The 20826-nt window shown below is 59.0% G+C and carries 19 protein-coding genes, 3 tRNA genes and 2 pseudogenes; 17 read left to right on the top strand and 7 right to left on the bottom strand.

The annotated features are described in order from the left end of the window. Positions 1–60 precede the first annotated feature (60 nt). A complete protein-coding gene (locus CJEIK_RS02740; protein ID WP_005297400.1) occupies positions 61–1410 on the top strand; it encodes an IS256 family transposase in 1350 nt (449 codons plus the stop codon). Positions 1411–1635: 225 nt separating this feature from the next. Further along, complete coding sequence (locus CJEIK_RS02735; RefSeq protein ID WP_011113078.1) at positions 1636–2874, top strand: IS256-like element IS3506 family transposase; 1239 nt, start codon at positions 1636–1638, stop codon at positions 2872–2874. Positions 2875–2942: 68 nt separating this feature from the next. Here CJEIK_RS02735 and CJEIK_RS11345 read toward each other — a convergent pair. Continuing rightward, positions 2943–3137: pseudogene (locus tag CJEIK_RS11345) on the bottom strand (transposase-like zinc-binding domain-containing protein); the annotation flags it as partial. Positions 3138–3309: 172 nt separating this feature from the next. Here CJEIK_RS11345 and CJEIK_RS02725 point away from each other — a divergent pair. Then, positions 3310–4593 carry an ATP-binding cassette domain-containing protein gene (locus CJEIK_RS02725; RefSeq protein WP_256639586.1) on the top strand — a complete coding sequence of 428 codons (1284 nt, stop codon included), beginning with the start codon at positions 3310–3312 and terminating at the stop codon, positions 4591–4593. 195 nt (positions 4594–4788) lie between these two features. Here CJEIK_RS02725 and CJEIK_RS02720 read toward each other — a convergent pair whose 3' ends face one another. Next, the gene (locus tag CJEIK_RS02720) at positions 4789–5643 is read right to left on the bottom strand and encodes a DUF6882 domain-containing protein (RefSeq protein WP_005294054.1); all 855 of its coding nucleotides are present in this window, start codon (positions 5641–5643) and stop codon (positions 4789–4791) included. A gap of 223 nt (positions 5644–5866) precedes the next feature. Between CJEIK_RS02720 and cmrA the strand changes: the two genes are divergently transcribed. The 4 genes from cmrA to CJEIK_RS02700 all read left to right on the top strand — a co-directional run bounded on the left by cmrA (position 5867) and on the right by CJEIK_RS02700 (position 8046). Further along, positions 5867–6670, top strand: a complete 804-nt coding sequence (gene cmrA / locus CJEIK_RS02715; protein WP_034964847.1) for a mycolate reductase — start codon at positions 5867–5869, stop codon at positions 6668–6670. A gap of 57 nt (positions 6671–6727) precedes the next feature. Beyond that, positions 6728–7360, top strand: coding sequence for an oligoribonuclease (orn, locus tag CJEIK_RS02710; RefSeq protein WP_034964791.1), 633 nt, complete (start codon positions 6728–6730; stop codon positions 7358–7360). Between the two features lie 85 nt (positions 7361–7445). Further along, positions 7446–7521, top strand: a tRNA-His gene (locus CJEIK_RS02705). A 27-nt stretch (positions 7522–7548) separates the two neighbouring features. Beyond that, positions 7549–8046, top strand: coding sequence for a flavin reductase family protein (locus tag CJEIK_RS02700; protein WP_248623854.1), 498 nt, complete (start codon positions 7549–7551; stop codon positions 8044–8046). An 83-nt stretch (positions 8047–8129) separates the two neighbouring features. Here CJEIK_RS02700 and CJEIK_RS02695 read toward each other — a convergent pair whose 3' ends face one another. After that, positions 8130–8348, bottom strand: coding sequence for a heavy-metal-associated domain-containing protein (locus CJEIK_RS02695; protein ID WP_005294065.1), 219 nt, complete (start codon positions 8346–8348; stop codon positions 8130–8132). A 465-nt stretch (positions 8349–8813) separates the two neighbouring features. On the opposite strand from CJEIK_RS02695, the gene CJEIK_RS02690 reads away from it, so the two are divergent. After that, complete coding sequence (locus CJEIK_RS02690) at positions 8814–9788, top strand: squalene/phytoene synthase family protein (RefSeq protein ID WP_005294068.1); 975 nt, start codon at positions 8814–8816, stop codon at positions 9786–9788. Between the two features lie 43 nt (positions 9789–9831). Here the strand turns inward: CJEIK_RS02690 and CJEIK_RS02685 are convergent, their stop codons facing one another. Then, positions 9832–11028 carry a L,D-transpeptidase gene (locus tag CJEIK_RS02685; RefSeq protein ID WP_034964795.1) on the bottom strand — a complete coding sequence of 399 codons (1197 nt, stop codon included), beginning with the start codon at positions 11026–11028 and terminating at the stop codon, positions 9832–9834. 391 nt (positions 11029–11419) lie between these two features. Between CJEIK_RS02685 and CJEIK_RS02680 the strand changes: the two genes are divergently transcribed. The 7 genes and pseudogenes from CJEIK_RS02680 (at position 11420) to CJEIK_RS02650 (ending at position 18112) form a co-directional block, all read left to right on the top strand. Beyond that, positions 11420–11492 (top strand) — tRNA-Lys (locus CJEIK_RS02680). Between the two features lie 273 nt (positions 11493–11765). Next, a protein-coding gene (locus tag CJEIK_RS02675; RefSeq protein ID WP_115597290.1) for an IS3 family transposase occupies positions 11766–12952 on the top strand; the annotation gives its coding sequence in 2 pieces (ribosomal slippage) (positions 11766–12027 and positions 12027–12952; 1188 coding nt in all). 22 nt (positions 12953–12974) lie between these two features. Beyond that, positions 12975–14324, top strand: a complete 1350-nt coding sequence (locus CJEIK_RS02670; protein ID WP_005297400.1) for an IS256 family transposase — start codon at positions 12975–12977, stop codon at positions 14322–14324. Positions 14325–14505: 181 nt separating this feature from the next. Then, a pseudogene (locus CJEIK_RS02665) lies at positions 14506–15689 on the top strand (IS256-like element IS3503 family transposase). Positions 15690–15811: 122 nt separating this feature from the next. Next, a complete protein-coding gene (locus CJEIK_RS02660; protein ID WP_034964797.1) occupies positions 15812–16003 on the top strand; it encodes a hypothetical protein in 192 nt (63 codons plus the stop codon). Between the two features lie 5 nt (positions 16004–16008). After that, a complete protein-coding gene (locus CJEIK_RS02655) occupies positions 16009–16755 on the top strand; it encodes a hypothetical protein (RefSeq protein WP_005294079.1) in 747 nt (248 codons plus the stop codon). 286 nt (positions 16756–17041) lie between these two features. Continuing rightward, positions 17042–18112 carry an LLM class flavin-dependent oxidoreductase gene (locus tag CJEIK_RS02650; protein WP_005294082.1) on the top strand — a complete coding sequence of 357 codons (1071 nt, stop codon included), beginning with the start codon at positions 17042–17044 and terminating at the stop codon, positions 18110–18112. Positions 18113–18162: 50 nt separating this feature from the next. Here CJEIK_RS02650 and CJEIK_RS02645 read toward each other — a convergent pair whose 3' ends face one another. Together CJEIK_RS02645 and CJEIK_RS02640 are read right to left on the bottom strand one after the other, a co-directional pair. Then, entirely contained in the window at positions 18163–19320 is a 1158-nt protein-coding gene (locus CJEIK_RS02645) for an AbrB family transcriptional regulator (RefSeq protein WP_005294089.1), read from the bottom strand. Positions 19321–19330: 10 nt separating this feature from the next. Then, positions 19331–19609: a DUF3618 domain-containing protein gene (locus CJEIK_RS02640; protein WP_011273177.1), complete on the bottom strand. Its 279-nt coding sequence runs from the start codon at positions 19607–19609 to the stop codon at positions 19331–19333. Positions 19610–19697: 88 nt separating this feature from the next. On the opposite strand from CJEIK_RS02640, the gene bcp reads away from it, so the two are divergent. Further along, on the top strand, positions 19698–20189 hold the full coding sequence (gene bcp, locus CJEIK_RS02635) for a thioredoxin-dependent thiol peroxidase (RefSeq protein WP_005294095.1): 492 nt from the start codon (positions 19698–19700) through the stop codon (positions 20187–20189). 7 nt (positions 20190–20196) lie between these two features. Here bcp and CJEIK_RS02630 read toward each other — a convergent pair. Then, positions 20197–20278 (bottom strand) — tRNA-Leu (locus CJEIK_RS02630). Positions 20279–20379: 101 nt separating this feature from the next. Between CJEIK_RS02630 and CJEIK_RS02625 the strand changes: the two genes are divergently transcribed. After that, positions 20380–20823, top strand: a complete 444-nt coding sequence (locus tag CJEIK_RS02625; protein ID WP_005294100.1) for a hypothetical protein — start codon at positions 20380–20382, stop codon at positions 20821–20823. Positions 20824–20826 lie beyond the last annotated feature (3 nt).

The raw sequence follows: 20826 nt of genomic DNA, 5'->3' as shown, positions 1-20826 counted from the left end.
GCACGAGGGTGTCAGGAAGTTTGTGTGTGAGGCTCTGATCTAGAAGGAGTTTCACTGATAATGACTGCTGTGTCACCGAAGAAAGGCCATGACCCGGCAAGGGTCAACGAGATCAGCGAGAAGCTGATGGAAAATCCTGAGCTCGCTAGCTTGATCAGCGAGCTGTCGACGTCCGCTGATGATGCAAGCGACTTGGTCAAAGGCCTGCTGCAGGCATCGATCAACGCTGGTCTGCAGGCGGAAATGGATGCGCATTTGGGCTACGGACATTCCGACCGTAAGGCCAAAGCCCAGGTGGAAGCCGCGCAGGAGAGCAATCACCGCAACGGGTCGTACACCAAGACCGTCAATTCTGGCTACGGTGCAGTGGAAGTGACCGTGCCCAGGGATCGTGCCGGCACGTTTACACCGAAGATGGTGCCCAAGGGCGCACGTCGGCTGACAGAGCTCGACGATATGATCGTCTCGCTGTACGCCGGCGGGATGACAGTGCGCGATATTCAACACCATCTCGCAACCACGCTTGGGGTGGATATGAGCCCGGATACGATCAGCACGATTACCGATGCGGTGTTAGACGAGGTCATGATCTGGCAAAACCGCCAGCTCGACGAGTTTTACCCGGTGATCTTCCTCGACGCACTCCGCGTCAAAATCCGTGACGGTCACCGCGTGGTCAACAAAGCCTGCTACATGGCTGTTGGCATCGACATCGACGGCATCAAGCACATCTTGGGATTGTGGATCGCTGAAAATGAAGGCGCTGCATTCTGGGCATCGGTGTGCGCGGATCTGGCCAACCGGGGTGTCCAAGACGTGTTCATCGTCTGCTGCGACGGGCTGAAAGGTCTACCGGAAGCCGTGGAGGCAACCTGGCCGAATTCTATGGTGCAGACCTGCATCGTGCACCTAATTCGAGCTGCGAACCGGTGGGTGTCCTACCAGGACCGCAAATCTGTCTCCCGTGCGCTACGTGAGGTCTACACGGCCGCCAACGAGGACACCGCCCGGGCCAGCCTTGATGCTTTCGAGGCCAGTGAACTGGGCCGTAAATACCCGCAGTCGGTCAAAGTCTGGCGCGACGCGTGGGAGCGGTTCATACCGTTTCTGCAGTTCCCGCCGGCCGCACGCCGGGTGCTCTACACCACCAATTCAATCGAGTCGCTCAACGCTGAACTGCGGAAAGCTACCCGTAACCGGGGGCAATTCCCGAACGATACTGCGGCGCTGAAAACGCTGTGGCTGATGATCTGCAACATCGAAGACAAGCGCGCCGCCCAGCGAGCGAAGAAAGCGAAACGCGACATCGAATGCAACGGCTATATTGAAGGAGCGAAAGCCACCGGGTGGAAACAAGCCATCAACCAACTAGCTGTGGCGTACCCCGACCGATTCGCGGACTACTTGTAACCCAAGCCCCCCGCACACAAAGAATCGGACACTCTCACCAGCACCAGTGGAAGCGGCGTTGCAGTGTTTTTGCTGAGACGTTTTGTGTAACTGCAATCTGTGTCAGGGTTGCGTCCCTTAGTGTGGTGTAACGCTTGCTGATGGTGGATCCCGGAAAGTAGTGGGCGGCCACCGCCAGTTAGCCTTTCAACTCAACTACCACATCTCACCGAAAGGCCTATGACGATGACCGCTGCACCGTATTCTATCGACCCGACAACCTATCTGGATGATTTGCTGGCCCAAGCGTCTCCGGATTTGATGCGCCAGATGCTGCAAGGGTTTATCAACCAGATCCTCTCCGCCCAGGCTGACACCGTCTGCGGCGCCGAATACGGGGTTGTATCCACCGAGCGGGTCAACCACCGCAACGGGTATCGCCACCGCGACCTTGACACCCGTGTCGGCACGATCGACGTGGCGGTGCCGAAACTGCGCCACGGCGCGTTCTTCCCAGACTGGCTGTTAGAGCGCCGCTCACGAGCAGAACGAGCCTTATCGACTGTGATCGCCACGTGCTACCTTAAGGGGGTTTCCACCCGCAGGATGAATGATCTGGTGGCTACACTTGGGATTTCCAGCATGTCGAAATCGCAAGTCTCACGCATGTCAGAAGAACTCGACGACATGGTCGCAGACTTCAAAAACCGCCCACTAGACCCCGGCGGGTACGCCTTTTTATCGTGCGATGCGCTCACGATCAAAGTCCGTGAAGGCGGCCGGGTGGTCAAATGCTCAGTGCTGCTTGCCACCGGAGTCAACGCCGACGGGTATCGCGAAATGCTCGGCATGCACGTCGCCACCGCGGAATCCAACGCGTCGTGGAAAGGCTTCTTCCAGGACTTAAAAGCCCGCGGACTTACTGGGGTATTCCTTATCACCAGTGATGCCCACGAAGGCATCCAGCACGCCATTTCCGAAGTGCTGCCCAATGCGTCGTGGCAGCGGTGCCGCACCCATTTCGCGAAGAACCTCTACGAAAAGGTCCCGAAAACACAATGGCCGATGGTCTCTGCGATGTTCCAGACAATCTTCCAGCAACCTGACGCCACATCCACTTGGGCTCAAGCCCGCGAAGTTGTCGACCTACTGGAGCCGAAATTCCCTCACGTCGCGGCGTATTTGGAGGAATCACTCGATGAAGTACTGGCGTTTACCGCAGTGCCGAAACCAGTCTGGACGAAGGTGTGGTCAAACAACCCCACAGAACGGTTAAACCGAGAGATCCGCCGGCGCACCGACGTCGTCGGCATTTTCCCAAACCGTGAATCCATCATCCGGCTTGTCGGTGCGGTCCTAGCCGAGCAACACGACGATTGGATCCAACAAAAACGCTACATGTCACTGACCGCACTCGAACACACCAAGCACCTCATGCACCACCCAGGAGAACATCGTGACGACCACCACCAGCTAACCGCCTAACCAAGCCCCGAACTTCATATCGAGCCGAAAGCACAAACGGCTACACCACTACACCGGACTTGACCCTGTGTCAGTGGTTGGGTGCCGGTGATCCATTGGATGAACCAGGTCATGGTAGCGGCGTTTTTGTTGTGTGTTTGGGTGCTGCGGGTAAAGGAGTGTCCGCATTTGGTGCAGCGCCAGCGGGTTGTTCCTTTGCTGGTGGTGCCGTTTTTCTTTGTGTTGTTGCTGCATAGTGGGCAGCTGGGTCGGTTGGTGGTCATCCTTTAATCCAACCGGTGTGCGTTTAGCACAGATGTGGCCGGAGGTGTGGGATGGTGTGGGGAATAGCTTTCGGGGAGCTATTATGCGGTGATTTGTGGGGTGTGTTCTGCGGTTATGCTGGGATGCGGACACACTTTTTGTCTATTAACCCACCAAGATCTAGGGCTCAAAGTGACCGACACCATCGCAGACGTATTCAAGGCCCGCGAGATTTTAGATGCCCTAGCGGAAATCGAAGCGGGCAACTACTCCGAGGAACTCGCGGCCATCGTTGCTGACAACTGGGATCTCAAGGAGAGGATCCAGGCCGCTCTTAGCGCGTCGGGATTGAACTTTTCCCTTTCTCGCAGCGTCGGCAACTTGTCGGGAGGAGAGGCCGTCGCTGTGGCGCTGACGGCGCTGTTTTTCTCCCAACCAGAGATGATCATTCTTGATGAACCCACGAACAATCTCGACGCCGCTGCCAGGGAGCGCCTTCTGCATATGATTGACGCTTCCCCGGCGCCCATGGTGGTCATCTCGCATGATCGGGAGCTGCTCAACCACGCTGACGAGATAGCTGAGCTCTATCACGGATCATTACGTATGTTTAGCGGGAACTTTGAGCACTACCGTCAAACCATCGACCACGAACAGGAAACCGTGCGGGCCGAAGTAAGTGAGGCCAAAGCCTCCTATCACAAGGAAGTTCGCCAACGTGCCGAGATGCAGACACGGCTTGCCCGTAACGCCCGCCGAGGTAAAGAGTTCGCTACCTCCAAACGCAAGCCTGGTATGGCCATGGGAAATGATAAGAACCGATCCCAGGTCTCGTCAGCCAAGCGTGCCCGTGATGCCGCAGCCTCGGTGTCACAAGCTCGGGAAGGTTATGACTTAGCACAACTTAGGTTGCGGGAGGACACTCACGTTCACATCGAGCTTCCCGATACCAGCCTTCCCAATGCCACGCGGGTTCTGAGCAGCGAGCTGTTGACAATCGTCGGCCCCGAACGCGTCCGACTCGCCGGTGCCAATGGGGCGGGAAAAACTACGTTTCTCAACCGGATTGCCAGCGGCGACGTCGACTATGCGCTTCCCCGCGGCTATTTACGTCAACGCATCACATTGCCAGCGGACAAGAGTGTGTGGGAGCTGGTCGCGGAAAGCAATCCGCAGGCTGACCCGCAGTTTATCCGCGACAAGCTAGCACAACTGTTGTTCCAGAATGACAGTGTCCACGCGCCAGTGGGGCAACTTTCCGGAGGCGAGCGGTTCCGTGCCGAGTGCGCACGCGTGCTGCTTGCTTCCCCCGCACCGCAGTTCCTGCTACTAGACGAGCCGACTAACAACTTGGATATCCCCACCGTGGACTGGCTTGTCGACGTCCTCTCCGCTTACCGCGGAGCGTTACTCGTCGTCAGCCACGATGAACACTTCTGTTCGCGCCTTTCGCTGGATCGCACCATCGAGCTTTAAACGCACTTTGCAATGGGCCAGTCGGCACACGAAAACGGGCGCATAATCGACACCTCAAATGTGCTCAGGCAGTGCTGTTATAAGTCGCGGCATCGTTGCCACTACAGTCGCGGCACCATGGACAAACTGGCGTCTCGGTTTTTCTTTTCCGGGGCGCCGGTTTCATTTCTTAGCTTGGGTGTCTGACGGATTTCGTCAGGCACCTTCTTCTGTAAGCAGCCCCTTCTTGCCAAGCTCTGCGATCGTGCCGTCTTCATTGAAGCTCAACTCCACCACGAAGTAGCGTCCCTCGCTGTCCGCAATCTTCCACGCGCGTTGTTTGTTCTCCGGCTCGATTTCCTCGACCGTCCAGTCCTCGCGCTGATGCGCAATCCCTTCGATGCTCCACACCGGGTCGTCGCATTCCAACAATATGGCGTCAAACTTGACGAACATCACCGACAGATCCGTCTCCTCCATCGGTGGGTTGAACGAATCCATCAAGTAAATCCGGATCTCGGATTCGTCTTCGCTCGGAATGCTTGCGTAACAAGCATGCGAACCAAATATTTCGAACGCGCTATCCCCTACATCCTCCGAAACGGCTGCCGCTGCGATTGACTGCGCATACAGCTCGTCGTCTTCTTCGCCTTCCTCATTTTCTGTGTCTTCCCCGCTACCCGATTCAGCTTCATCGCCGTCCCACTCGGGAACCTCGTAAGGCACAACTGGGGTCGTAAACCCTGGCAGGTCTTGTTCCTCACCCCATTCGCGCATCACTTCCGCAGCAAGGCGCCGACCAAGTTCTGCAGCTCCGGAAACAGCCGCTTCATCCGCCCATTCCCACTTAAGAGTCGCAGACTCCACGTCAACGGTAGCGACTAGCTCCACTCGAGCATTGGCGAGCTTAACCCGCCCCTGAAACTGGTAGTACTGCTCGCCTTCAATTTCGCCTACGGCAATTCCCCAGTCATCGCCAACGCGGTCTTCGATCTGTTCCATGATGTGCTCACAGCGCGCATGGGCATACAGCGCGGCGTGCTGTCCAACTCTGCGAATATCGGGAATCATGTGATTAAACTAACACCGCTTAGCTCAGTTCGCCGGGCTAAGTTCACACCTCCCGCGCTTAACGCGACCCACGCTTCACACGCCCCATACTCCACGCCACCTAAACCCCGACCCCCTGTCCGCACCGCCCGCTATGGTTGTAGCCATGACTGCGAATAGCCGCTTTAACCCTATTGACGCCCTCCGCTCCCTCCCCCTGGGCAAGTCCCAGAAGTCCGCGGAGCTGGACCTCCCCGCCCCCACTCCGGGCTCCTACGCCGTAATCACCGGCGCTTCCTCCGGCATCGGTAAGGCCATCGCCGAGGAGCTCGCCCGGCGCGGCTACGACCTGCTCCTGGTCGCCCGCACCGTAGCCCCCATGCAGGAGATTGCGGACGCATCCCCGAACCGCGACGTGCAGATCCGCTCCGTCGACCTGGCGGATGCGCCCGCCCGCGCGGAACTGCTGGAAGAGCTGCGCACCACCCCGGTCAGCATCATTATCAATTCCGCTGGCATTGCTACCTTCGGCCAGTTCAAGGACCTCGACTGGGATTACGAGCGCCTGCAGTTCGAGCTCAACGCCACCGCTCTATATGAACTCACCCAGGCCGTACTACCCGGCATGCTGGAACGCGGCGAGGGTGGCATCGTCAACGTCGGCTCCGCCGCCGGCAACATGGCCATCCCCGGAAACGCCACCTACGTCGGCACCAAGGCGATGGTCAACACCTTCACCGAGTCCCTGCACTACGAGCTCAAGGACCACGGCATCAAGTGCACCCTATTGGCCCCCGGCCCAGTGCGCGAAGCCCGCAAGGAAGACGAGCAGCTCACCGAAGTAGACGATGCCGTCCCGGATTTCCTCTGGACCACCTACGAAGACTGCGCCATCGACACCCTGGTCGCGCTGTCCAAGAACAAGCTCCGCGTAGTCCCCGGCCCACTGTCCAAGGCCATGAACTTCGTCTCCACGTACCTGCCGCGGAAGGTCACCGCACCGATCGTGGGTAAGTTCTACGCCCAAATGGCAACCGAAAGCGACTGATCCCGAGGGGGCGTCACCAAAAAGGCATAGAATTATCAACAACAGAAAGGAACATCCGTGAACACCACCCCGAACCAAGTTGCCAAGAACGATCGACTCGTGTGGGTCGACTGCGAAATGACGGGCCTCGACCCGGACCAACACGTGCTCGTCGAGATTGCGGTGATTGTGACGGATGCGGACCTTACCCCGCTCGACGAGGGGCTGGACCTGGTGATTCACGCGACCGAACGCGACCTCGCCCGCATGGATGCCGTCGTGACGAAGATGCACGGCGAATCCGGCCTGACGGAACAGATCCGCGCCTCCGACATCACGCTGGAAGAAGCCGAGGAGCAGGTGCTCGACTATGTGAAGAAGCACGTGCCCACCGCAGGCGTGGCGCCGCTGGCCGGCAACACCATCAGCGCGGATCGGAAGTTCATCAACCGCTACATGCCGCACCTGGACCAGTACCTGCACTACCGCATGATCGACGTCTCCAGCCTGAAGGAACTCGCCCGCCGCTGGTACCCGCACGTGTACAACGGCCAGCCCGCGAAGGGCATGGCGCACCGCGCACTGGCGGACATCAAGGAATCGATCCGCGAGCTGGATTACTACCGCCGCGCGATGCTCGTGGAGGCAGACCCATCGAACGCGGACGCGACAGCCGCGGCAAAGGCAGCGACGGAGCGCTTCCCAATCTAACTCAGATTTACCCCTTGCGAACTGGCCTTTTGGTTAAGGCGCAGGGCGTGGGCTAACATGAAATCCGCTGTTTTCAACAGCAATGGTGACTGTAGTTCAGCTGGTAGAGCACTAGGTTGTGATCCTAGGTGTCGCGGGTTCGAGTCCCGTCAGTCACCCCAAATTTTTCTAAAGGTCTAGTGATGCTAATGAGTAACACCGATCTTGAAGCAGCGTTTCGAGATGTCTTCCGCGGACATCCGGCGGGGGTAACGCTGATCACCGCGACCGTCGACGGCGAGCCCGTCGGCCTGACCGCATCATCTGTTGCTTCACTGTCACTCGACCCACTATCAATCAGTTTCTCCCTGATGAAGCGCACGGGCTCGGCAGGCAAATTGTTGCGGTCGAGCAGCATGTTGGTGCACTTTCTTAATGACGCCCAGTCCCCCATCGCGCACTCCTTTGCCGCCTCGGGCGCAGACCGCTTCGCAGAATCTCAAGGGTGGGTGACCGCCGAGACGGGCGAGCCGCTACTGCCCAACTCCCGGGCCGTGATGCGGGCACGCATTTCGGATACGGCCCAAGCGGGGGAATCTACGCTGGTGGCGGCGGAGGTTCTAGACGTGTCGGAAATCTCCGACGATTCGGCGCTACTTTTCCTGGGCCACCAGTTCTACAGCATTGCGGAGCTGCGCCCCTTCTAGCGGCGGCGCGCTCCCCTTGGGGCGCGCATCCGCCTCGCCGCGCTCCCCCGCCTCCGCATCCCCCTGCCCTGTGCGGCGGAACGCTACGCGCGGGTGGCTTCGTAGCCGGCCTCGTCGACCGCGTCGATGACCTGCTGATCCGTCAGCTCCCCCGCTACCCCGTCGTGCTCAAACGTCAGCAGCCCCTTGTCGGCGCTGACCTCAATGTTCGAAACACCAGGAAGGTTGGAAACTTCCTCCTTGACGGCGTTTTCGCAGTGTCCGCAGCTCATTCCGGTGACGTTGTAGGTGTATGCGCTCATGATGCTTGCCTCTCTTTTCCGTTTCCTTCGATGTCTTCTTAATATTCAGCGCTTCGGACCACGCTTTATTCCACGGTATGCCCTAGCGCGCACGCCTTAGTGGGTACGCCTTAGCGCACACACCTCAGCGGGTATGCCTCAGCACACTGTATGGGCTCGCAGCGCCTGCATCCCCAAGATATGTGCGGTTGCGAGCGGGCTTCGCCCTTCCCTCTAAAAGGCGAATGTCCCAAATCTTCGAGTTATTGCGAAATGCAGAATTTCCGCCAAAATCCCACCCCCTCTGACCTGCACAAACAGAATAATTATATTCTAATACGTGGAATTTGGGACATTTGCCCTCCCCTGGGCATCTCTAAAGGCCCCGCACCCCCAAAAAATCCCCGGATTCACGGCTGCCGTCCAGGGATCCCCGCCTCACCTCCCATCCAGCCGCCGAACCCCCGTGGACTAGCATTAATCTCCATGGCCCGCCTGCCCAAACTCCCCTTCCGCGCACACCCCAGCGCCGCCACCAGCGCCAGCGCCACTACACGCTTCAGCGCCAGCGCCGCCGCACACCCCTCCGCCAGCATCCACGACGACCCCGGCGCGCTGTACACGCAGGCCTCTACCTCCGCAGCCTCCCGCATCATCCGCCGCTACTCCACCAGCTTTTACCTGGCCAGCAAACTCCTCGCGCCCACGATCAAGCTGCACATCCGCAACATCTACGCGCTCGCCCGCATCGCGGATGAAATTGTCGACGGTACGGCTGAGGCGCTGGGCGTGGCGGCCTGCGGCGTCGCTAAGACCCTCAACGAATACGAACAGACCACCCTCACCGCGCTAGACACCGGCTTCAGCACCGACCCCATCGCGCACGCATTCGCCGTCACCGCGCGCTGGGCAGGGTTCGAACGATCCTGGACGGTCGATTTCTTCGCATCGATGCGTTCGGACGCCCCCAACTCCACCCCCTTGCCACTTGCCGACTACGTGCACGGATCCGCGGGCGTGATCGGGTGGATGTGCAACGCGGTGTTCGCCACGCACGCCGAGCAGGCCGGGAGCCCGCTGACCACAGAGCAGCGCTCCCGCACCGACCAGGGCGCCTACGCGCTAGGCAGCGCCTTCCAGAAGGTGAATTTCCTGCGGGACTACCAGGAGGACACGGTCGGGCTAAACCGCTCTTACCTGCCGAAACTCACCGAAGAGTCGAAGGCTGAGCTGGTTTCCGAGATCCGCGCAGAACTCGCCCAGGCGCACGACACCATGTCCCTACTGCCGCTAGCGGCCCGTGTGGGTGTTCTCGGCGCGCACGACCTATTCGCAGCGCTAAACGAGCGGCTAGACCGCGCCCCAGTCGCGGAACTAAAAACGGCCCGCGTGCAAGTGCCGCGAGCCGTAAAGGCGAAAATCATCGCGCGCGCAGTCCCCCGCGCCGCGCGCCTCCGCTAGGCAACGGCACCGAGCCGGGCCGGCCAGCACACGCCAGCGCCAGCTACCCCTCCGAATTGCCGGCCTTCCAAGTCTTCCACGGGATGTTCCAGTCACCCAGGCCGTCGGAGCCGTTTAGGGTCTCGCCCTGCGTATTCTTCACCTCAACGATGTCGCCGCGCTTCATGTTGTTAAACACCCATGCGGCGTTCTCCACGCTCACGTTGATGCAGCCGTGCGAAGTGTTGGTGTTGCCCTGTGCGTACACACTCCACGGCGCAGCGTGGATGTAAATGCCGGAGTAGCTCATCTGCGTCGCGTACTGCACGTCCGTCACGTACGAGCCCGCGCCCGTCAGGCCGAACGTCGAAGAGTCCATGGTCAGTGTCTCGAACTGGTCGCCGATGATGTACTTGCCGTTCGGCGTGGGGTACTGGTAGTCCCGCCCCAGGGAAACCGGCATGGTCTGCACGGTCTTGCCGTTCTTCTTGATGGTCATCATCTTGGTGCTGTCGTCCACGATGGCACGCATAGCGTCACCGATGGTGAACTTCGCGCTGCGGTCTTCGCCGCCGTACACGCCCTCGCCAATCTTCGTGCCGTACAGGTTGGCCTTCACGTTGACCTTGGTGCCGGGCTTCCAGTACTTCTCGGGGCGCCAGCGCACTTCCTGGGCCGTGATCCAGTAGAAAGCTCCTTCCACCTTCGGCGTGGTTTCCACGGTGATGGCATCTTCCACTGCCTTGCGGTCTTCCACGGGGGCGTCAAAACGAAGAGAGATGGTTTGGCCGATGCCCACGGTCGACCCGTCAAGCGGGGCCAGGGCACCGTTGAGCGTCATACCGGGGGTCATGGTGGTGAAGGTCTGCTCGAGCTTCTGGTCGCCGGACTTCGCGGTGAGCGTGTAGGTGCGCGAGTAGCCGAGCTTGGTGGGGACGGTCCACTCGGTCTTGTCCTCGTTGAACTTGCCCTTTACTTCCTCACCTGCGTCGTTGGTCAGCGAGACCTTGTCGATCTTCTTGTCGCCCTTGACCTGCACATGCTCGGTGACGTCGACTTCGGTGTCGCCGTCCTTCACGTTGGAGGACAGCTTGTTTTCTTCCTTCTTCTCGTTCTCACCGGTCGAGGCGTTGGAACTGATCTGCGGCTCGTCGCTGTTGCGGTCGATTGTGCACGACGCGGTGAAGGCAGCTAGGGCAATGGTTAATGACGCCGCAGTGATCCGTGAAAAGGTTTTTCCGAAAACCTTGGTGTTGCGCAAGACTAACTCCAAGAAGAGGCAAAGTGTGTGTAAAAGTGACTGTCCTAAACCATATCGCTTGGCTACAGGGGAGCGTTAGTTATTTCGGCGCGTTCCGGCAGTTCGTAGCGTAAACGTTATAAACGGTGATTGGGTCGGCGAACCGCCCGAGTGCTCCCTGCCACACGGGTCGGACGAACACATTGCGGATGCGGGCGTATGGGGGCGGATTGATCGGTCTCTTTGCCACACACAGCGCGGGGTATCGTCCCGAATTCTGTACGTGGACAGTCACATAAGCCGCTTAAACAACACATCAATTTACCCACCCTGACCAGGCGATTTGTATTGTTGCGCTACCTGGGTATAAAGTTTTCCACGTTGCCGAGGCGCACAGCGCTTCGAATAACACGGGCTATTAGCTCAATTGGCAGAGCAGCTGACTCTTAATCAGCGGGTTCGGGGTTCGAGTCCCTGATAGCCCACAGTTCAACCCTCGTTCGCTTGGAATCTTATCCAGCGGGCGAGGGTTTCGCTTTGGCTTCGTCGACTTCAACGGCCGCGCCCTAGGGTTAAGTAAAGAAAAGTGTGTCCGCATGCCACCATAACCCCAGACCACACACCACAAATCACCAAAGAATAGCTCCCCGAAAGCTATTACCCACACCATCCCGCACCTCCGGCCACATTTGTGCTAATGAGGTTACCCTCGTTTAGTGGACACCCTATTTGTACGGATCTTGTGTCCGTAGGAGAGGATGTTCATTGTGAGTCAACAGCGCAAGAAGTACACGCCGGAGTATCGGCGTGAAGCCGCGAACCTGGTAATCGAGTCAGAGCGCCCGATCGCTCATGTGGCTAAGGAAATCGGTGTTTCCGCCGGGCTTTTGGGCCGGTGGGTCAAACTCGAGCGTGAACGCCGAGGAGCCTCGGATGGGATGAGTGAGGCTGATCTTCGTGCTGAGAATGCTCGTCTGCGCCGTGAGTTGGCAGAAGCCAAGATGGATAACGAGTTTTTGTCAAAAGCGACGGCCTTCTTCGCTGCGAAGCAACGCGAGCAGAAAAGTTCGAATTGATGCGGCAGGAGAAGGCGAACTACAGCATCAAGCGCATGGCACGGCTATTAAAAGTATCTCGGTCTGGATACTACAAATGGGCCCATGTGCAGCAGAAACGACTATCCGGAAAGGATGATCGTGTTGCATTTTACGATGATGTTGACCGTAAGATTCATCAGATTTGGAAAGACTCTGATGAGGTTTATGGTGCTCCGCGGATCACCGCAGAGCTCGCCGAGCGCTACCACATTTCGCTTAACCGTAAGACTGTGGCGAAGCGGATGCGCATGATGGGCATTGAAGGGATTTCACCGCGTGCCTTTGTCCCGGTGACAACGATTCAAGCCAAGCGTAAGTCAACTCTTCCTGACCTGGTCAAGCGCATGTTTGATACTGGTGAGCTCAACCGGGTGTGGATGTCGGATATTACCTACCTACGCACCAGCGAGGGATGGTTGTACTTGTGCGCGGTCCGCGATGGTCATTCCCGCAGGGTACTGGGCTGGGCAATGGATAGTGTTCAAGACACAAGTTTGGTTGAACGGGCCCTGCGGATGGCGCATACGCTGCGCGGTGACGTTCCTGATGGGCTGGTGTTTCACGCTGACCGTGGAACGCAATTCACTAGCGAGAAGCTCTGGGAGGTCTGCCGCAGACTGGGCATCGCTCAGTCTGTGGGGCGCACTGGCGTGTGCTTCGATAACGCGATGGCTGAGTCGTTCTGGTCGACGCTAAAGACTGAATTCTACGACCGTAAGCGATGGCCTACCCGTGATGCTGCACGCAAGGCTGTTGCCTACTGGATTGAAGTCGTCTACAACCGCCGGCGCCGGCACTCTGCACTCGGGATGGTGAGGGTGTCAGGAAGTTTGTGTGTGAGGCTCTGATCTAGAAGGAGTTTCACTGATAATGACTGCTGTGTCACCGAAGAAAGGCCATGACCCGGCAAGGGTCAACGAGATCAGCGAGAAGCTGATGGAAAATCCTGAGCTCGCTAGCTTGATCAGCGAGCTGTCGACGTCCGCTGATGATGCAAGCGACTTGGTCAAAGGCCTGCTGCAGGCATCGATCAACGCTGGTCTGCAGGCGGAAATGGATGCGCATTTGGGCTACGGACATTCCGACCGTAAGGCCAAAGCCCAGGTGGAAGCCGCGCAGGAGAGCAATCACCGCAACGGGTCGTACACCAAGACCGTCAATTCTGGCTACGGTGCAGTGGAAGTGACCGTGCCCAGGGATCGTGCCGGCACGTTTACACCGAAGATGGTGCCCAAGGGCGCACGTCGGCTGACAGAGCTCGACGATATGATCGTCTCGCTGTACGCCGGCGGGATGACAGTGCGCGATATTCAACACCATCTCGCAACCACGCTTGGGGTGGATATGAGCCCGGATACGATCAGCACGATTACCGATGCGGTGTTAGACGAGGTCATGATCTGGCAAAACCGCCAGCTCGACGAGTTTTACCCGGTGATCTTCCTCGACGCACTCCGCGTCAAAATCCGTGACGGTCACCGCGTGGTCAACAAAGCCTGCTACATGGCTGTTGGCATCGACATCGACGGCATCAAGCACATCTTGGGATTGTGGATCGCTGAAAATGAAGGCGCTGCATTCTGGGCATCGGTGTGCGCGGATCTGGCCAACCGGGGTGTCCAAGACGTGTTCATCGTCTGCTGCGACGGGCTGAAAGGTCTACCGGAAGCCGTGGAGGCAACCTGGCCGAATTCTATGGTGCAGACCTGCATCGTGCACCTAATTCGAGCTGCGAACCGGTGGGTGTCCTACCAGGACCGCAAATCTGTCTCCCGTGCGCTACGTGAGGTCTACACGGCCGCCAACGAGGACACCGCCCGGGCCAGCCTTGATGCTTTCGAGGCCAGTGAACTGGGCCGTAAATACCCGCAGTCGGTCAAAGTCTGGCGCGACGCGTGGGAGCGGTTCATACCGTTTCTGCAGTTCCCGCCGGCCGCACGCCGGGTGCTCTACACCACCAATTCAATCGAGTCGCTCAACGCTGAACTGCGGAAAGCTACCCGTAACCGGGGGCAATTCCCGAACGATACTGCGGCGCTGAAAACGCTGTGGCTGATGATCTGCAACATCGAAGACAAGCGCGCCGCCCAGCGAGCGAAGAAAGCGAAACGCGACATCGAATGCAACGGCTATATTGAAGGAGCGAAAGCCACCGGGTGGAAACAAGCCATCAACCAACTAGCTGTGGCGTACCCCGACCGATTCGCGGACTACTTGTAACCCAAGCCCCCCGCACACAAAGAATCGGACACTCTCGGGATGGTCAGCCCCGTCGACTTCGAGAACCACGCCGGCGCAATCAACAGCAGAAAAGAAATAGCTGCCTAACCACTAGGTAGCTCCACTACGTGTCCACGATTTGCGAGCAACCCCACTAACCGCACACCGGTTGGATTAAAGGATGACCACCAACCGCCCCAGCTGCCCACTATGCGGCAACAACACAAAGAAAAACGGCACCACCAGCAAATCAACCACCCGTTGGCGCTGCACCCACTGCGGACACTCCTTTACCCGCAACACCCAAACCCACAACAAAAATACCGCCACCATGGCTTTGTTCATCCAATGGGCCACCGGCACCCAATCTCTAACCACCTTCGCCGCACACCATGGCGTAACCAGGCAAACCATGCACCACCGATTCCGATGGTGCTGGTGGATCATCCCCACACCCACCATCGACTCATTCCGCATCCATGACCAAATCTTCCTCGACGCGACCTATCTAAAGTCCGGATGCCTCCTGATCGCAGCCAGTAAAACCCACGTCATCAACTGGACCTGGGCCAGACACGAAACCACCGCCGCCTACACCGAACTCCTACGCCCCATTGCCGCACCACTAATCGCAGTCACAGACGGCGGACAAGGTGCCCAATCAGCCATCCACCACTGCTGGCCAACAACACGCATCCAACGCTGCCTCGTCCACGCCCAACGAACAGTCCGCCGCCACACCACCAGCAACCCCGCACCGATGCCGGCAAAACCCTCTACCGCCTAGCCCTGAAACTCACTCGCATCACCGACCTTGACCAAGCATCCACATGGGTCGCCCACCTGCACGAATTCGACCACACCTACCGGGAATGGATGAACGAGAAAACCACCATCAAAGACCCTGCTACCGGCGCCTACACCAAGGTCTACACCCACCAACGCGTCCGAGCGGCCTATCAATCATTGCTATCTCTGCACCGCAGAGACCTGCTGTTTACCTACCTGCAACCCCCACCAACAACCATCGACCCCGACAACCTTGCAGCAACAACAAACAGCCTCGAAGGTGGCATCAACGCCCCCATAAAAGAACTAGCCCGCAGACACCGCGGACTATCACTACCGCATCAACGCACAGTGATGGATTGGTGGCTGTATCTACATACAGAAGTCCCTGACGATCCGGTCAAGATCGCCAGGGACCAACGATGGGGTCAAGACGCACTTTCCACAGCAACAGACCTGATCACCCACAACACCACAGCCACTACCAATGACATCGGTGCACCAGCAGAATACGACACCGCCATCGACACCAGCTACCAACACAACCTCGGCATCCAAAAAGGCTGGATCAAATAACCGCAACACGCCCGGAAAAGACACACTTTTCTTTACTTAACCCCGCCCTATTGTCCCCCGCGTTGTACAACCTGCGATATATACTTCAGATACACCGCTCACACACAACGATTGGAGAGATTATGGCCACGCCATTAACTCCGCGCACCCAGACCAGCGCCGAGCTGCGTGCTGAACGTGCCGAGGTTGTGAAGCAGATGGGCCCCCTCGGTGTGGATGGCCTGCGTCGCCTTCGCGCAGCGGATGCGCTCGAAGTCAAAGAGGCTGACCTCCTGGATCGCTACGAGTCCCTCACTTGGCTGATTGAAGGCTAATTACATTGGATCGCGCAACCTTCGAGGAACAAGCCACGGAGTTCGCGCAAGAAATCGCTACCCTCCTAGACACGACCCTCGTAGGGGAAATCAAAGCCAGTGCATTCGAGATCAACAGGGAAACGCTTAGGGCGGTAATCAAACGCTCGAAACAGCTTGAGATTGGCAGCTCGAAAAGTAACAAGCTGCAGTTAGCCTGCGAATTCCGCCTATGCACTAATTCAACAAAGAAACATCTGGCGATAGAGTCAAGCACCTTCAAAGTTCAGTACCAGTCTGGCCAAAAGTATCGCCCGATAGTTCGCTTCGAGTACGACAGAAATTCTCGTAACAAGCCTGCCAGCCACTTCCAGTTTCATTCCGACTCAGTCCCCCTTGGTCTCTTACTTGCTAGAGCAGGAAATTATGATGCCGCGGCTCAACAGCAAGATATTCATTATCCGATGGGAGATGAGCGTTTTCGCGTCTGCCTTGAAGATGTGATTGAGCTTCTTGCCAACGAATTCAATGCGCAGACGCATGACGGTTGGCAACAGCACATAGAACGAGGCAGAAACCGATACCTGTCAAAACAGGCGGAGACCGTGATCCGCAAGAACCCGGACCTTGCCATCAAGCTCTTGGAACAGCAAGGGTACAAAGTGAAGCCACCTGCCCGGTATCCGCTATGGAAACGGTTAAAGAGCCGAATGTCCCAAATCTTCCACTTTCGGGATTCTGGGCGATTTGACGGTTCCGTCAAGAGCTTCTGACCAGCGCAAACAGAATGGTTATAAAAGTAGAGTGGAAGATTTGGGACATTTGCCCTCCGATGCCAGGCGATCGTCGGCCGCTGCGGGGTAGTTTCCGCCGGAATCGACCCTCTCGCGCCGCTCCTCCCCACCCAACCGGAACATGCACTCCTCCCCCAACGGGAATATTCGCCCTGTCAGCGCGGTTGTCGTTAGTTAAGAACGCAAGCGCACCGACAACGTAAGTCACTCAGCGCCGAAAGCAGTGCAGGCCCGCAAACCCCAAACAGGAGGCATCAACCCCACCATGACGGACACGACGGCGAACGGAAGCTCCCAGGCGAACGACAACACCCCAGCGAACGAGGAAAGCCCAGCAAGCTCCCTCGCCCCACTGAGCCTCCTCGACTTCGCCACCGTCTTCAAGGGCGAACGCCCCGCAGACGCCTTCGACCGCTCCGTCCAGTGGGCCCAGCAGGCCGAAAAGCTCGGATTCGAGCGCATCTGGTACTCCGAGCACCACAATATGAAGTCCATCGCCAGCTCCTCCCCCGCGGTCCTCATCGCTCACATCGCGGCGAAGACTTCCACTATTAACCTGGGCGCGGGTGGCGTCATGCTCCCTAACCACGCCCCGCTGGTCATCGCCGAGCAGTTCGGCACCCTCGCGGAGCTGCACCCCGGCCGCATCGACCTGGGCCTCGGCCGCGCCCCCGGCACCGACCAGATGACCTTGCGTGCCCTGCGCCGCGAGCCTTCCGCCGCAGAGACATTCCCGCAAGACGTCGCCGAGCTCTACGGCTACCTGAACGGCACCTCCAAGATCCCCGGCGTGGAGGCCGTGCCGGGCATGGGCACGAAGGTACCGCTGTACATCCTCGGCTCCTCCCTGTTCGGCGCGCAGCTGGCCGCGCACCTGGGCCTGCCGTACAGCTTCGCCAGCCACTTCGCTCCGGCCGCCCTCACGCAGGCGGTGCAGGTGTACCGCGATAACTACAACCCCTCGGAGCGCCACCCGGAGCCCTATGTCATCGCCGCGGTCAACGTCACCGCCGCCGACACCCAGGAGGAGGCCGAGGAGCAGTTCCGCCAGGTCTGTCGTACCCGCGTGCGCGTCATGGCCGGCCGGGGCCGCAGTCTGACGGAAGAGGAACTGGACATGCTCATCGATTCCCCCGCCGGCCAGCAGATCCTGGATATGTTGCGCTACTCCGCCGTCGGCACGGGGGATGTTGTCCGCCGATACCTCGAGGAGTTCCGCACGCACGCTCAAGCCGACGAGCTCATGGTGTCGCTGCAGTCGCCGTCGACGGCCGAGTCGCTGCGGTCGATGGAGATTCTTGCGGACGCCGCCTCACTCTCCCCCGCCCAGCCCTAACCACTAGGCCATCAGGCCTGCTCCCCTGGCGCTCCCCTAACGGCAGCCCGCTAGCGCTGCGTTTCGCGCGGCTCCGGCCGCCCGTCGGCCGCGCCCGCGCCGAACACCCACCGGATGATCTGCGGCGCGTAAGCGCCCACCACCAGCATGGCGATCATGCGCATCACTTGAATGACCGTGACGATCGGCTGGCTGCCAGCGTCGTGCGCAAATGCAAGAACGGCGTAGATTCCGCCCGGCACGGTGGCGAGGTAGGCGTCCAGAACCTTAAAGTCCCACAGGCCCGCGATGGCGAAGGCAGTGCCGATAGAGCTGGCGATCATCAGGGCAATCACGCCCAGGATCACTGGCAGGGCCTTCACGAATTGCCGCAGCGCGCCCTTCGTCAGGGTGCCGCCGGCCTGCACGCCGACGAGCGCGTACGCCAGCTTCTCCAGCAATCCGTTCGGTGCGATGAACTCGTGCGGCACGCCAAACACCATCACGCCGATCATGGCGAAGGCAATACTCAGCAGCAGGTAGGGCGAGCTGATGCTGAACCACCGCGCCGTCAGCCTCGTAAACGCCCACACGGCCAGCCCCACGACCACCGCGCCTACTATGCCCTGCCAGTTCGTCTGCAGGCCGTCGAGGAGGCTTTCTTTTCCTGTTGACGCCCTCTCGGCCGCATCTGCCTCACCGCCTTCGACGCGGCCGAGCAGCGTGACCAGCCCGGGGAGCGTGAGGACGATAATGGATACGCGCAGGTATTGGGTGAGGGTGACAAAGCGCGTGTCCGCATTGAGCTCTCGGGAGAGCATCACCATCGCGCTGGCGCCGCCTGCAAGCGTGGCCAGCACCGACGTGGCCGGACCAACCCGGTGAATGCGCACCAGCAGCCAGGAGGCCAGTAGGCAGACCGCCAGCGTGACGATCAGCGACATGGCCGTCGGCCCGGCATAGGAAACAATGGTGCCGAAATCGATGGTGGTCAGGGGCGAGGAACACAAAAGGGCGATGATCACCTGGGAGGGGATCATCGCCTTTTTGGGTGGGCTGACCTGGCGGTCGCTGAAGATGGCATAGATACCGAAGACGATCAGGAAGGAAAAGATCCAGGCGGCGGGGACTCCCACCGCCTCGCAGGCGAAACCTGCGGCGATCGACAGGACGGTCAGCAGAGCCAGAGTGGCCAGCTTCGCGGGGCTGGGTAGTGCCAGTTGTGGCAACGCTACCGGCTTAGCGGGTAGCGGCCAGCAGGCGCTGGATTTCCTTGATCTGCTTCTTTTCCTTGCGCTTGGAGCCGACGGCCAGGGCGGTCAGCAGGACAACACCGGCGACTACGCCGCCGATGACCATCTGCACCTTCGGCTCCTTGAGGGTGTTCACGGCCTGGCCGCGAGCGTCATCCGCCAGGTTCTTCGGATCCGCACGGACGGACAGCTCCTCCAGCGTCCGTCCCAGCTGGTTGCGGGTGCGTTCAATGTCGCGCTGGATGGCATCGATGCTACGGGCCACGGAAGTTTCTCCCTTATTCGAACGTTTAAGTGCTACCTGAACATTGTAAATGATCGCACCCGACGGCGCTTTCGCTAGGGTGGGATGCATGACTGATAACAGCAACACCCCCGCAAACCAGCCCATCCGTCTTGAGGTCGGAGACAAGGCACCGGAGTTCAACCTGCCGAGCGATTCCGGCAAGAATGTGAGCCTGGCGGACTACGCGGGCCGCAAGGTCATCGTGTACTTCTACCCCAAGGCCGATACTCCCGGCTGCACCACCGAGGCCTGCGACTTCCGCGATTCCCTCACCAAGCTTAACGGCCAGGGCGTGGACGTGGTTGGCATCTCTCCAGACAAGGTGGAGGCTCTGGAGAAGTTCCGCGATAAGTACGAGCTGACCTTCCCCCTTCTTTCGGACGCCGACAAGTCGGTCATGGAAAGCTATGGCGCATTCGGAGAGAAGAAAAACTACGGGAAGGTCGTGCAGGGCGTGATCCGCTCCACGTTCGTTATTGACGAGGAAGGCAAGATCGCCGTGGCGAAGTACAACGTAAAGGCCACCGGCCACGTCGCGCGCATCGCCAAGGAGCTCTAAAAATCTGTGCGCCTGGGGAGACTTGAACTCCCACGTCATAAGACACTGGAACCTAAATCCAGCGCGTCTGCCAATTCCGCCACAGGCGCAAAAAGAACGCGGACAACCGCGTTTCCCCTTTCATGCTACCAAGCGACCCCGCATGAAAAGAAATTAGGCGCAAAAGGCAGTACAGGTAGAATGTTGCAGTGTGAACGAACACTCAGACAATGACGGTAAGGCACCTGCCCACCCGTTTCCGCTGCGCGTTCGCATCATCCAGATCATCTTTCTAGTCCTGGCGGTCATCGCCACCCTCCTGCTGGCGTGGTGGCAGTGGGATCGCTGGCAGTCCAACGGCGGTAGCTTCCAGAACCTGGGCTATGCCATCCAGTGGCCGATCTTCGGCATCTTCTTCGTCGTGGCGTACCGCAAGTACATCCAATACGAAAAGGAGCGCCTGCTGGGAGACGAATCCCCAGCAGCCCCTACCCTGCCGACCGATGAAATGACCGAGGTGCCGGAGGACTTTCTGCAGGCCGAAGAGCATGCCGAAGAGACTGAGGACATTTGGGTGGATGATAGGCGCGAGCGGGCGCGCATGAGGGCGTCCAAAAATAAAGAGCGCGAGAACAACGACCAGAAAGGGCACTAAGCA

This window comes from Corynebacterium jeikeium (assembly GCF_028609885.1).
In the GTDB taxonomy this organism is placed as follows: Bacteria; Actinomycetota; Actinomycetes; order Mycobacteriales; family Mycobacteriaceae; genus Corynebacterium; species Corynebacterium jeikeium.
This window is presented reverse-complemented; position numbering and strand designations above follow the sequence as displayed.